The following is a 12,457-nucleotide window of genomic DNA, read 5'->3' as shown; positions in this document are numbered from 1 at the left end:
CGGGTCCCTCGGGAGCAGCCTCTTACAGCTCAAATTTATCCCAGCAGCTTCAGTCAGCTTCCAATAAAGTAGCTTTGGGTGAGATAGTTCCGCTCTTGAACGTCTTCACTTCTTCAACTTTGAGCGTCGCATACAACCTTGGATGCTCCAGCAATTCATCAATCTCATTGGCTTGGGGAATGTCCTCTGCAAGCCATGTTTGAGCAAACTCCCGTGTCGGCGGAAGGAACAGGGGGAAGGCCTTGTCGTGGTAGGGCTCGAACTTTAAATGGGCATCCCGTGTGATCACCGCACAACTGTATTGCCCATTCGTAAATGGTCGATATAAGGCTCCGAGCAAGAACGGCTGAGTGCCTTCCATAAGATATTGATGCTTTCGACCGTCAATCCTTTTGGACTCGCCTATCCCCGAGGCAACTACGATTCCGCGGTGATGGCGCAAGGCTCCCTTCCAGTAGGGTGACTCAAGATTTCTGGCGTTGAAGGTTGTGCGCTTCCCCACTTCGATCCGTTCTCCGGTTGCCGTGCAATCAAACCACCAGGTTGCGTCGACCAGGCGCGGCTTACCCTCTTGCTGGATGATCAATCCCCGAATCTTACGATCAGGGTTGCCTCCGAAAGCCGGATAGAATTGTTCCATTCCAGGCGGCACCTGCCTTACCAATGGCTCAAACAGGTGCCCCAGGCCAATCTCCTCCAGCAGTCTCCCGACTTCCGGACTATCGGTTACGCGTCGAATGTATCCGCACATGGGAGACTCCCTCCTGGTTTTTCAGTTGTTGAGATAGATCAAAATATCACGCCGATTTAGGCGCATTCTTATAATAGGTTTGTTGCCAGGATTGGATTATTCAACAGGAGGGCCTGGTTTATGCAAATCGGTACTTCAACCATGGATCTGGCCAAGCGGCTTGCGCAGGTCAGCATCAAATTCGAAGCCATCGCGGAACTGCCACTTGATGGCCTGCTCAGACGTATTGGCGATGCCCGGGTTGTCATGATCGGTGAAGCTTCCCACGGAACCTCGGAATTCTACGAAGCGCGGGCCAGAATTACGCAGGCATTGATTGAACGCAAACATTTCAATTTTGTCGCCATTGAGGGCGACTGGCCTGACGCTGCCCGCATCGACCATTACGTAAGACACAAGCAATACCCGGCCTCGGAATGGACAGCATTCGCACGATTCCCGACCTGGATGTGGCGCAATGAAGAGGTCAGGCAATTTGTCGACGGGCTCAGATCCTGGAACTTCGCCCGGGCTGAGACTGGTAAAGTCGGGTTCCACGGCCTCGATCTTTACAGCCTGTATACCTCCATGCACGAGGTACTCTCCTACCTGAAGCAATACGATCCGGTCACTGCCAAACAGGCATTAAGCCAATACCGGTGCCTGCTTCCCTACCGGGATGATCCAGCGGAATATGCCCGGGCAGCCATACGCTCGGGTTTCGTGAGCTGTGAAGCTGCCATACTGGACAACCTGCGAGTGCTATACGAGCGCCAACGCACATTCGCATCCTATGATGGTGAACGGCTATTCGATCTCCTGCAAAATGCCAATCTCATCGCCAGTGCCGAAGAATACTACCGAACCATGTTCTTATCTGAAAACAACGCATGGAACCTGCGTGACACACATATGTTTGCCACGCTGGAGCGGCTACTCGAGCATTATGGGGAAGAAAGCCGGGGCATCATCTGGGCCCATAATTCCCACGTGGGCGATAGCAGCGCAACGGATATGGGACGTAGAGGCGAATTCAATATCGGACGGCTTGCCAGGGCAAGGTTCGGAGATGCGCTGTTCTCTATCGGTTTTGGGACCGATACCGGCACAGTGGCTGCGGCCTCGGACTGGGGCGATGAAATGGAAATCAAAAATGTCCTTCCTGCCCTGCCCGGCAGCTACGAGCGCCTGTTTCACGATAGCGGCGTTTCGATGGCTCTGGTGCCGCTTCGACATGGTGATACGAAGCTTGTACATGGGTTGCGACACGAACGTCTGCAACGCGCAATTGGCGTGATTTACCGACCACAGACGGAACGCCAAAGCCATTACTACCATGCCTGCCTGCCAGCCCAGTTCGACGAGTATGTCTGGTTTGACCGGACACGGGCGATTACACCACTGGACACAACAACCCTTAAAGGGCTGCCCGATACCTATCCTTTCGGCGTATGAATGATTATCCGTTCACAGAGATGTGCCCCACTTTCTGTGGTCGTCAATCAATGTCTGGCCCGGAGTCTTGACGTCGTAAATTACGTTTTGGCCAAAAAATTTGCATGACATCTCCCCGAATTTTGAATAGTTACGAACCATCGGGTTTCGGTTCAAAATTCGGAAGCTGCTGGGTGACCACGATCTGATAGAGACTCTCCCGGACGATTGCTATAAATCGTCCATTCTTCCAATCTGCCGGGCAAGGCGCATGGATTCATGGGTCTCCATCTCTAACAGAGCTTCAAACAACTCTTGTGCTTCCGGTATTTCTGCTTTCTCGGATAGCGTTTTATAAAGGTCCATCACCTGCTCATGGAAATCCATGACTTCCCTGTAAATGCCGTCAAAGTCCAGCTTTGCGTATGGCTCATCACAAGTGCGGTGAGTTTCGATCGGGTTGTGCCGCAGGTTGTCGTAGACCCGGGTTTCCAGGGTATTTTTGGCGCTCTGGTGCTTGAATTCATCAACAATTCTGGCCAGCTCGGATTCGTGAGAGGAGAGATACTCCAGTAGCGCCCTCGCCCTCTCCTCCTCATGTTGAGTTGCGCAATGCTTGAGACAGCGCGACAGGTGTTCGTGCAGATCCCGCGTCCAATCGATCAACTCTCCGAAGGTTTTGATGTCCATAAAGTCCTTTCTCCCTCAAGGACGCTGCTGACTCTGGTACTCCAACATCTGTTCCATCATGAGCTGCATCTGATCCATGCGCTTTTCCATCATCTCAACACGCTGTTCGCTATCCATCCCAGCATCATCTGCGCGGTTGCCCTGGCCATTGCCAGGCTGCTTTTCCCCTTGGTTACCCTGGTTATTCATCATACCCTGACCCTGGCCCATCATGCCCTGACCTTGACCCATCATGCCCTGACCTTGACCCATCATGCCTTGGTCCATCATGCCACCACGCATCATGTCCATATGGTTCTGCATGTACTCCATATGCTTTTCCCGGATGCGCTGGCGCTCGGCATCTGATGTGGCGTTGCGCATTTCCTGCCTCATGTCCTGCATTCGCGACATGTTTTCATTCATTTGCTGCATTTGTTCCTGGTTCATCATGCCCCCACGGGGCATTGGTTGGGAATTGCCATGAGCAACGACCAACACAGGTGCAGCCACAAGAACGGAACACGCAATTAAACGGGTCAATCTGTTCATGAGATCCTCCTTAAAATTTGCATAAACCTGCATCGTTTTCAGTAAAGACCATGAACCTGAATCGTGGCTGAAAACTGGGCTCGGATTAAGGTTAAATCAACAGATGTTGACCTGAATCAATCATTACTCCCCATGCACGGAGCTCATAGATCCACCAAGGCTCGCCCCCGCCTTACCCGAACAATATCCGCCATGATGGCAAGTGCGATTTCGGAAGGGGTTTTGCTACCAAGCTCCAGGCCGATTGGCATGTGAATCTGTTCGATCTCCGCCTCGCTCAGCCCCCCGGTTCGGCGAAGGCGCTCGGCCCGGGTCTGAGAGGTACGCCGGGAGCCCATGACACCGATATAACTGGCAGAGGTTTTGACAGCTGCCATGATGGCGAGATCGTCAATGCGAGGGTCATGAGTGACCGCAACCACCGCCGTGGACGGCGTGCACGCACCGGCTGATGCAATGTATAGCGCAGGAAACTGAGGGATGAACTCAACGCCGTCGGGAAGTTCAAGATTCCGGGTAACTTCTTCTCTTGGGTCACAGAGCACCACGTGGTAACCCAGACTGATGGCGAAACTCGCACAGGCCTCCGCAACTGTTGAGTAGCCGGCAAGGATCAGCTTGGCGATTGGACCAACACGAATGCTGACAACCTCTTCGCCCTCCTTTCGCGCTACTCGTGGCCCAGTTTGCTTTACTTCTTCCAGCCAACTTATGCCATCCGCCAGCCTGACAGCTCGAGCGAGCTCTTTCTCACCGGACAAGGCCTCCCTGATTCCCTCCAGGTGGGCCAGATTCTCGGAGGTCGCGATCATCCGCTCCACCAACACTTCCAGAACGCCGCCGCAAGGCAACCGGACACGGGGGTTCTCGAGCCCATCAACTGACCCGCCATAGCGCACGATGACGGCAGGTAGCGCATACTCACCGGCAGCCAGGCACGCCAGGAAGTCCTCCTCCACACACCCGCCCGACAGCGAGCCCAGGTGAGCCCCATCCGAAGAAGCGACCATGAGTGAACCCGGCTCCCTTGGCGATGAGCCGAAGGTCGACAGTACTGTGCACAGCCAGACCGTCGTCCCCTTACCAAGCCATTCGATGGCCTGTTCAACTACTCGATAATCCAGGCTTTGCATCGTAATCAGCTCACTTGCAGTTGGTCGCCGACAGGTAGACGCCGGATGCGCTTCCCAGTGGCGGCATAAATAGCATTGCACAGGGCTGGCGCCACTGGCGGAAGACCTGGCTCGCCAACACCACCCATGGCGTCATCGGGATTGTCGATTAGGTGCACGCGGACGACTTTCGGCGCGTTCGGCATACGTGGGATCAGGTACTTGTCGAAATTATCCTGCTGGGCAACGCCATCCTTGAAAGACACTTCGCTTTGCAGAGCGATACCAATGCCCATCACACAGGCGCCCTCCATCTGTGAACGGATGCGCTCCGGATTGGCCTGGGGGCCACAGTCAAAGGCAATGTCCGCCCGGTGAATGGTCAGCTCGCCCTCATCGTCCACTTCCACGTCAAAGACAATGGCGGTGTAGGAAACAAAACTGTGATGGAAGGCCAGGCCCAGACCACGCCCCTTCCCGGCCTCGCGCCCCCAGCCGGCTTCCCCGGTGGCTCGTTCAATCACCCGGCGCATGCGAGCCACATCGATCGGATACAGGTCCGGGTCTTCGCCGTAATTCCAGCCATCGCCGACGGTCAGGTTATCAACCTCACGCCCGGGTCCGAGCAGGTCCAACACATAGTCTCGATGGTCCTTACCTGCCGCTATGGCCATTTCGTGGGCAAAGCTCTGGATTGCCCAAGCATGGGGCAGATTATAAACCGAGCGGAACCAGCCGATGCGCACGTGTGCTGGCGCAGGCGGATTTTCCAGCCGGATGGCGGGAATACTGAACGGCATGGTATTAAAGCCCATACCCAGCTCGAATTTCCCTTTATGCTTGGGGTCCGGGGCAAAGAGCGAGGCAATGCTCGGCGACAGGGTCCGGTGGCGCCAACTGGTCGCCTTGCCCTCCCCGTCCAGACCCGCTTCCAGATGATCGACGGAGACCGCGTGGAAGTAGGCATGGTGGATATCATCCTCGCGGGACCACTGCAGTTTGATGGGTTGTCCCTCGAACTCCTTCGCCAGTCGGGCCGCCTCAATCACAAAATCCGGTTTCGACTTGCGCCCGAAACCGCCACCAAGCAGCGTTTGATGAACAGTAACGTTCTCCAGATCCATCTCGAGCAGTCCCGCGATACCCTCGCGAGTGGCCCTCGGGTTCTGAACAGGTGCCCAGGCTTCGGCCTTGCCGTTTTCGATCCTCACCACTGCCACCGGCGGTTCCATGGGAGCCTGTGTCATATGGGGCATGTAATAGGTGGCTGACACCCGCTTGTCGGCCTTTTTTAATGCGGCCTCGACATCGCCGGACTGGCGTATGACCTTCCCGGGGGATTGCGCGGCCTTTTCCAGGGACTCCCGGTAAGCATCAGAGGAGTAGTCGGCATTGTCTCCGGCCGGAGTGTTGTCCCACTCAATTTTCAGGGCTCTGCGGCCCTCCATGGCGGCCCAGGTGTTGGTGGCCACCACAGCAACGCCACCGAGAGGGTTGAATGCGGCGGGCTGGCCGGTGCCTTCAATGCGAATTGTCTTCTTTACACCGGCGACTTTCAGCGCGGCGCTGTCATCCACGCTTTTCACCTTGGCGCCATACACCGGAGGACGGGCCACCACCGCATACAGGGTGTTCTCCAAATCTATATCGGCACCAAAGATCGCCTTGCCGGTGACAATATCCTCACCGTCAATGGCCTTGGGGTAGGCGGACTTGAGTTCACCGTTAATCAGACCGGATTCCTTGCCAATGAAACGCAGTTCGCTGTCTGATTTCAAAACGAGGGCATTCCGGCCTGGAACATCCAGCTCCCTCGCAGCTTCTGCAAGGTCTCCAAAGCCAAGTTCCCGGCCCGAAGCTGGGTGCACCACCTTGTGGATTCCGGCCCTCACCTCATGCACTGGCACCTGCCACTGATTGGCTGCGGCCTGCTCAAGCATCAATCTGGCGGCGGCCGCCGCACGGCGCATGGGATCGTACCAGTGGCGCATGCTGCGGGAGCCATCGGTATTCTGGTTGCCATACTTGCCCTGGTCCCCTTCCGCCTGTTGCACCCGAACCTGGCCCCAGTCTGCCCCCAGCTCATCGGCAGCCACCATGACCAGGCTCGTACGAATACCCTGGCCCATTTCGGCACGGTTGTTGATGATGGTAACCAAGCCATCGGAAGCGATGCGGATAAACACATTCGGGTTATCCACCCAGCCACCGGGCATGGCGCCGGCACCGAACTGGGCCTGCTCATTGGCCAGCCCGAGATCCCAACGGGCAGCCAGCAGGAGTGCCGCGCCCCCGGCCAGCCCTTTCAACAGACCGCGACGGCTGACGTTAGCCAGCAGCAGTTTATCGTCTGAACGGCTCATGAGCTCACCTCCGTGTCCGCGGCCCGCTCAATGGCCGCCAAAATGCGATTGTAGGTACCACACCGACACAGGTTACCGGCCATGGCGTCGACAATTTCCCGGGTTTCCGGTTTCGGGGTTTGCTTCAGCAGAGCCGTGGCATTCATGATCTGGCCCCCCTGGCAATAACCGCATTGAGCCACACCCAGGTCCAGCCAGGCCTGCTGGACCTTCCGGCCAACGGCATCGTCGGCCATGGCCTCAATGGTCGTGATTTCGCCTTTGGCCGCGGAAACCGGCGTAACACAGGAGCGTGTTGCCACCCCATCCAAGTGAACCGTGCAGGCGCCACACTGGGCGATGCCACATCCGAACTTGGTGCCTTTCATACCGACAACATCCCGTATGGCCCATAGCAGGGGCATATCATCGGGTATGTCCAGCTCGTGCCGTTGTCCGTTTATAGTCAGGTTAATCATTACTCTCTCCCATCGTCATTTCGGCGGAGCTGGCGCCGTCATCGATTGATACTCTGAGTTTAGTAGCAACAGCGAGTTTAGTAGCAACAGAGAGTGTCGCCAACCCGCATCAAACCGCACTATTCCCAATAATACCCGGAAGCCAACACAGGGCAATAAACCTGGAAACAGCAAACCACCGGTCGAGTTCGTCGTGCACTCCTTCGGGTATGTACGGCGCTTTTCTCATCCCAGACGCCAAGCCGCCGCATTTGAATCAGTTTCGCGCTTATCTCGGGATTGTTCTCTGAGAGAATAATCGTGCGTTCGAGTACGTTCCGGAGTTCGGGTACGTTGCCGGGCCAAGTGTGCATGTGGACTCGTCGCCGGCATACTGGACCGTCACGCCACAGGAACCGATGGTCGAGGCGTTTATCCGGATGCAGGTTCCCGACCATCCGCTTACTGGAGGTCATCGCAACTGGCGTGGATCAGGCCGCTAAAAAGACGCTGGTATTGGTCGGCCAGTAACGATGCTCGCCAGGGCTCCGGTTGAGAGTGTGGAGGTTGTCGCTGAATGAGATTTTGGAGACAATTGACTGCCGCTTCGGCTTCGAGTTCGACATTCTCTTCAACGCTGGCATAGCGGCAAACCTCCGGGACATATTCGCGATAGGCAAGCCGGTCAGGCGCCAGAGGAATGCACCCCGACGCCATGGCTTCGAGCATTGAAAGGCCCTGAAAATCATGCAGGGCTGTCGAGAGCACAATGTCTGCCCTGGCCAGCAAACGGTCGTAGGCTTGCCGGCTTTCGAGGAACCCCCACTGCTCTATCCGGCTTTCGAATTGTTGATGGATCTGCTCAAAAGCCGGGGGATGGTTCCGGAACTGCTCGCCCACTACACTCAAACGAAAGGGTACTGAGCGTTTCTCGAGGGTCTGTAACAGCTTCAACAGGCGGTCAGGCCCTTTGTCGTATTCCCAGCGGTGGTTCCACAGCAGGTGTGGGCAAGCCCAGTTAATGGTGCCGGGACGGCCGGCAAATAACCGGTCTTCAATCGGTACAGGTAGTACCCGGGATTTCTCCCGCAATCCGGTAATCAAACCCTCGGGTACACCGTCCGGCATGTTGTCGAGAAAATCCCGGGCGCCGCTCAGGAAACTGTCCCGGTTCCAGGCACTGTTGAACACTACGCAGTCCGCGGAGATGGCGCTGTAAAGGTTGACCATCTGGGGCTCGGCACTGGAATTCTGTTTGCGGGACATCGGAAAGGCAAACTGGTTTTCATGCATGTAGAGCACACAGGGAGTGTATGCAAGCTGCGGATGAAGGCCCTTCAGTGTGGCCAGGTCCACCATGGAGGTCGCGATTATCAGGTCCCAGGATTCCTTTAAACAGGGCTCGTTCAGCCAGGTCAGGGCATTACCGCGGATGCGCCAGCGGAAATACCGGGGTGGCAGTGCAAGCGTTTGCCAATGGTAATCACCGAACAGGCCGGTGAGCTGCTCTCGCCAGCGTTTGTGGCTCGCGGCATCGTAGCCGGACAGCAAAAGTATGCGCAGCCGGTTTTCCGGAGGCTGCAACGAATCATTCATCAAGTTACTAACCCGTGCGTTAGTAAGCGGACAGGTGTTTCCAAAACTCGTTGTAAATACTCCCCTGTACGCTTACTTTGTTTCTCATCAGTACTCTCTGCCTCGACGGTGCCCGGTAAATTCTCGTTTGTAGTCAGGCTGAAAACGGAACGAATTAAAGATCGGAAGCCAATGGCTCCAGTTCCAGCGAACGCTTTAATTGGTGATATTCATCGCGATAGACAATTGCCCCCAGAGCCATGACTGCCTTGGTGGTCATGCGTTGAAACTTTTCCTGAATCACGTCCGGAATGTTGGTTTTCAGTCTCACATTCGCCATCTCTATCACAACAGCGCTCATCACCAATAAGGCATCGATTCGTTCAGAACCCATGCTCTTCTCGACGATCTTACCAGCAAGGTCCTTCGCGTCTCGTACAATCGTCTGCTCACCTGGATTGAGTATTCTGTCGTTGAACTGCTGAAACGCCTCGTAACGATCATTGCGCTTGATCTGGAACGCTTCCTTCACTGCCGGGTCTGGCTCGTGTTCCGGGGGCTCGGTGAGGGTAAGGCCATGGAGGCGGAAATCAATTTCCCCTGCCTCGCGCTTCTTTTCATATACTTCCTGTATATTCGCACGGGCAATTTCGGAGGTGGTTTTGAGCGCTTCGGCGGCCACTGCCTCAAAGGTTTCTTTTTCAAGCACGTCCAGTACCCGCCGGATATCGTGGATAGCCAACATTATAGCTGGCCATAATTCGGGGGTCGCGTGTCCAGGGTCCTCAGGAAGTTGGCGCTCAATACTGCGGGCGGCAAAAAAAGCTTTTTCCACCTCGTGGTGGTCAAGTCCAGGATTCCGGATGGCCCACTGAGCGCCAAACTCGTTCAGCTCAGCGATGAGACTCGGGGTAAGAATAAGCAGGTAATACTTTAATCCCAATGGGATCTCTTGCGTCACCAATAACACCTCCAGAAGACACTCCTCTATGGAAACAGTGTAACGGTGACCCGCCACCTTCGCGACAATTCGTTTGCGCCTTTGACAAATCGCTAATAACCCTCGGTCACCACAGGGTATACGATGGAGTGCTACAGTAATCAGTAACGTTCATACGTTTTACCCTTAGGGACCGTACCGCATGCCTTACGCGAGAATCACTGGCACTGGCTCTTACCTGCCGGAAAACATTGTCACCAACAAACACCTTGAAAAAATGGTCGATACCAACGATCAGTGGATTCGTGAGCGTACAGGAATCGAGCAACGTCATATTGCGGTCGAAGGCGAGACTTGTGTTGACCTTGCCGAGCAAGCCGCACGGCGTGCCATTGAAGCCGCCGGTATCTCGCCCGGGGACATTGACCTGATTGTTTTTGCCACCTCCACACCTGACAAGATATTTCCGAGCTCTGCGTGCATTCTGCAAGCCCGGCTCGGTATTCATGGGTGTCCGGCTTTTGATATCCAGGCCGTGTGCAGCGGTTTTGTGTATGCGCTCTCAGTGGCAGACAAGTTCATCAAAACCGGCAGCAGTAAGAGAGCCTTGATTATCGGCGCCGAGGTTTTCTCGCGCATTATCAATTGGGAAGATCGCGGAACCTGCGTGTTGTTCGGTGACGGTGCTGGTGCCGTCATCCTGGAGGCCAATGAAGAAACCGGCATTCTGTCAACCCACATCCATGCTGACGGTCAGTACGAGGACCTCCTGCACGTACCCTACGGAATTGCAGATGGCTATGATCAGGTCAAGGCTGGCAAGGCATTCGTTGAGATGAAAGGTAACGAGGTGTTCAAGATTGCAGTGAATACTCTCGGCAAGATAGTTGATGAGACCCTTACCGCTAACAACATGCAAAAGTCCGATATCGACTGGCTTGTGCCTCACCAGGCTAATCTGCGCATTATTTCAGCAACCGCAAAGAAACTCGGCATGTCCATGGACCGGGTTGTGGTGACGGTGAACAAGCACGGCAATACCTCCGCCGCCTCGATACCGCTCGCCCTTGACGTGGCGGTGAGAGATGGACGAATCCAGAAGAACGAAGTGTTGTTGCTCGAGGCGTTCGGTGGCGGCTTTACCTGGGGTTCAGCCCTGATTCGTTATTGATCACTGAAACCTTGGAGCGGCAACTCCACATCGAGCCGTTGTAGGAGCGGTTTCAACCGCGATCAGGCGCCCAGGCCCTCCCAAAGCTTCGCGACTGAAGTCGCTCCTACAGTTGCAGCAACCCCTCGCCCGCTCTTGTAGGAGCGGTTTCAACCGCGACCAGGTGCGCAAGCCCTCCCAAAGCTTCGCGACTAAAGTCGCTCCTACAGTTGTAGCAACCCCCTCGCCCGCTCTTGTAGGAGCGGTTTCAACCGCGATCAGGTGCGCAGGCGCCCCCTAAAGAATCGCGACGGAAGTCGCTCCTACAAGAGCCGATACGGTGGATCGTTTGGCCGGTGGCCCTCAACCCATCATGCCGAGGCGGTTTCTGGAATTGAGACCCGCGATGCCGTCGAGGCCTTCCAGGTCGATCAAGGTTATGCCTGGCCGGGACAAGTCGATGTACCCCTCATCCCGGAACTGACCCAGCACTCGGTTTACGTGAACAGCGCTCAATCCCAGAGCATCTGCAATGACTGCCTGGGGCAACCGGACCACATCCGGGGCCTGGCGCGTAGGCTCACGAATATCCTGTACCTTGCCTGCCGTCCGGTTTGGACCGTGCTGCCGTACCCGCTTGGACCGTTCTATGCGATGCCGTATTTCAAGCAGAAAGTTTGCGGTGCGCTGACGGGCACAGTAACGCGCAAGCCCCACCAGCCGTTCTGTCAGGATCGCATGCTCACGGGAAATCATATTAATGAGCAACCGAGACAACACCGATGACTGGCAGAAAACCTGGGTGACTTCGGTTTTGTCATAAGCAGTCAATACGCTGTCCGACAACGTCGTCAATCCTGAGCCATGATCTGACCGGGAGAGCTCGTCCAGGGCCACGATCTCGCCCGGAAAATAAATATCAATAATCTGACGGCTACCTTCTTCGAGATGACGGTGCGTAAAGCAGACCCCGTCTTCTACCATATAGAAATGTTCTGAGGGCTCGTCCTCCCGAAAGACAATACTGTTTTTGGGGTAGCGTGCGGTGCAACGATCCAGCCCATTCACAATAAGTAGTTCACGTTCTGATAGAAGCGCCCCATACTCAAAAAAATCCGAAGGCACCTGCTGCGTTTCCTTATCCATGACGTTCTCCTCTGCTTTTTTTCTACACGAATAGGTTGTTCGGCTTCGTGCTGCTTTGATGTCTCTTACTAACCTGACGACATAGCGGAGGTAACACTATTGCGGATACTACCATCATGGATTTCAGAACATTACAAATGATATAACCGCTCTATATTATTGTTTTTAATCATTATATTGAATTCAGTTTTGCGCTGTACAAGGAACAGGGGAAACCAGGTATTAATTAACCGTATTAACAAAAAAGCAGATTCTTTGCTCTCAAACTGAGACAGAGCCTGGTTTCGCGGTTTGAACCTATCGGGTAGGTGGTGCCCCAAGCAAGAAGGCTGGAATCAATTTGGTTTCT

General features: G+C 55.1%; 12 protein-coding genes. 2 read left to right on the top strand and 10 right to left on the bottom strand.

The genetic code is table 11. From position 1 onward, the window contains the following. Window positions 1–49: 49 nt before the first annotated feature. The gene (locus F6Y09_RS12895) at window positions 50–640 is read right to left on the bottom strand and encodes an SOS response-associated peptidase family protein (RefSeq protein WP_246180523.1); all 591 of its coding nucleotides are present in this window, start codon (window positions 638–640) and stop codon (window positions 50–52) included. Between the two features lie 231 nt (window positions 641–871). On the opposite strand from F6Y09_RS12895, the gene F6Y09_RS12890 reads away from it, so the two are divergent. Beyond that, window positions 872–2,185 carry an erythromycin esterase family protein gene (locus tag F6Y09_RS12890; RefSeq protein WP_152207328.1) on the top strand — a complete coding sequence of 438 codons (1,314 nt, stop codon included), beginning with the start codon at window positions 872–874 and terminating at the stop codon, window positions 2,183–2,185. A gap of 210 nt (window positions 2,186–2,395) precedes the next feature. Here F6Y09_RS12890 and F6Y09_RS12885 read toward each other — a convergent pair whose 3' ends face one another. The 8 genes from F6Y09_RS12885 to F6Y09_RS12855 all read right to left on the bottom strand — a co-directional run bounded on the left by F6Y09_RS12885 (window position 2,396) and on the right by F6Y09_RS12855 (window position 9,833). After that, the gene (locus tag F6Y09_RS12885) at window positions 2,396–2,854 is read right to left on the bottom strand and encodes a ferritin family protein (protein WP_152207327.1); all 459 of its coding nucleotides are present in this window, start codon (window positions 2,852–2,854) and stop codon (window positions 2,396–2,398) included. Between the two features lie 15 nt (window positions 2,855–2,869). Continuing rightward, window positions 2,870–3,385, bottom strand: a complete 516-nt coding sequence (locus F6Y09_RS12880) for a hypothetical protein (RefSeq protein WP_152207326.1) — start codon at window positions 3,383–3,385, stop codon at window positions 2,870–2,872. Window positions 3,386–3,528: 143 nt separating this feature from the next. Continuing rightward, window positions 3,529–4,518: an XdhC family protein gene (locus F6Y09_RS12875; RefSeq protein ID WP_152207325.1), complete on the bottom strand. Its 990-nt coding sequence runs from the start codon at window positions 4,516–4,518 to the stop codon at window positions 3,529–3,531. A 5-nt stretch (window positions 4,519–4,523) separates the two neighbouring features. After that, on the bottom strand, window positions 4,524–6,860 hold the full coding sequence (locus tag F6Y09_RS12870; RefSeq protein WP_152207324.1) for a xanthine dehydrogenase family protein molybdopterin-binding subunit: 2,337 nt from the start codon (window positions 6,858–6,860) through the stop codon (window positions 4,524–4,526). Beyond that, entirely contained in the window at window positions 6,857–7,318 is a 462-nt protein-coding gene (locus tag F6Y09_RS12865) for a (2Fe-2S)-binding protein (protein ID WP_152207323.1), read from the bottom strand. Before F6Y09_RS12865 ends, F6Y09_RS12870 begins: the two co-directional genes overlap by 4 nt. Window positions 7,319–7,437: 119 nt before the next feature. After that, the gene (locus F6Y09_RS20915; RefSeq protein WP_484502624.1) at window positions 7,438–7,671 is read right to left on the bottom strand and encodes an AAA-type ATPase lid domain-containing protein; all 234 of its coding nucleotides are present in this window, start codon (window positions 7,669–7,671) and stop codon (window positions 7,438–7,440) included. An 88-nt stretch (window positions 7,672–7,759) separates the two neighbouring features. Beyond that, on the bottom strand, window positions 7,760–8,893 hold the full coding sequence (locus F6Y09_RS12860; protein WP_152207322.1) for a tRNA-queuosine alpha-mannosyltransferase domain-containing protein: 1,134 nt from the start codon (window positions 8,891–8,893) through the stop codon (window positions 7,760–7,762). A 154-nt stretch (window positions 8,894–9,047) separates the two neighbouring features. Then, window positions 9,048–9,833 carry a hypothetical protein gene (locus F6Y09_RS12855; protein ID WP_152207321.1) on the bottom strand — a complete coding sequence of 262 codons (786 nt, stop codon included), beginning with the start codon at window positions 9,831–9,833 and terminating at the stop codon, window positions 9,048–9,050. 181 nt (window positions 9,834–10,014) lie between these two features. On the opposite strand from F6Y09_RS12855, the gene F6Y09_RS12850 reads away from it, so the two are divergent. Next, the gene (locus F6Y09_RS12850; RefSeq protein WP_152207320.1) at window positions 10,015–10,983 is read left to right on the top strand and encodes a beta-ketoacyl-ACP synthase III; all 969 of its coding nucleotides are present in this window, start codon (window positions 10,015–10,017) and stop codon (window positions 10,981–10,983) included. Between the two features lie 342 nt (window positions 10,984–11,325). Here the strand turns inward: F6Y09_RS12850 and F6Y09_RS12845 are convergent, their stop codons facing one another. Beyond that, window positions 11,326–12,108 carry a Crp/Fnr family transcriptional regulator gene (locus F6Y09_RS12845; RefSeq protein ID WP_152207319.1) on the bottom strand — a complete coding sequence of 261 codons (783 nt, stop codon included), beginning with the start codon at window positions 12,106–12,108 and terminating at the stop codon, window positions 11,326–11,328. Window positions 12,109–12,457: the final 349 nt, after the last annotated feature.

The organism is Marinobacter changyiensis, assembly GCF_009193265.1.
Taxonomy (GTDB): Bacteria; Pseudomonadota; Gammaproteobacteria; order Pseudomonadales; family Oleiphilaceae; genus Marinobacter; species Marinobacter changyiensis.
This window is presented reverse-complemented; position numbering and strand designations above follow the sequence as displayed.

Coding starts and splice junctions, on each gene's coding strand:
- F6Y09_RS12885 (WP_152207327.1), bottom strand. CDS start 2,854: ATGGACATCAAAACCTTCGGAGAGTTGATCGATTGGACGCGGGATCTG.
- F6Y09_RS20915 (WP_484502624.1), bottom strand. CDS start 7,671: ATGCACACTTGGCCCGGCAACGTACCCGAACTCCGGAACGTACTCGAA.
- F6Y09_RS12845 (WP_152207319.1), bottom strand. CDS start 12,108: ATGGATAAGGAAACGCAGCAGGTGCCTTCGGATTTTTTTGAGTATGGG.
- F6Y09_RS12880 (WP_152207326.1), bottom strand. CDS start 3,385: ATGAACAGATTGACCCGTTTAATTGCGTGTTCCGTTCTTGTGGCTGCA.
- F6Y09_RS12875 (WP_152207325.1), bottom strand. CDS start 4,518: ATGCAAAGCCTGGATTATCGAGTAGTTGAACAGGCCATCGAATGGCTT.
- F6Y09_RS12895 (WP_246180523.1), bottom strand. CDS start 640: ATGGAACAATTCTATCCGGCTTTCGGAGGCAACCCTGATCGTAAGATT.
- F6Y09_RS12890 (WP_152207328.1), top strand. CDS start 872: ATGCAAATCGGTACTTCAACCATGGATCTGGCCAAGCGGCTTGCGCAG.
- F6Y09_RS12865 (WP_152207323.1), bottom strand. CDS start 7,318: ATGATTAACCTGACTATAAACGGACAACGGCACGAGCTGGACATACCC.
- F6Y09_RS12870 (WP_152207324.1), bottom strand. CDS start 6,860: ATGAGCCGTTCAGACGATAAACTGCTGCTGGCTAACGTCAGCCGTCGC.
- F6Y09_RS12850 (WP_152207320.1), top strand. CDS start 10,015: ATGCCTTACGCGAGAATCACTGGCACTGGCTCTTACCTGCCGGAAAAC.
- F6Y09_RS12860 (WP_152207322.1), bottom strand. CDS start 8,893: ATGAATGATTCGTTGCAGCCTCCGGAAAACCGGCTGCGCATACTTTTG.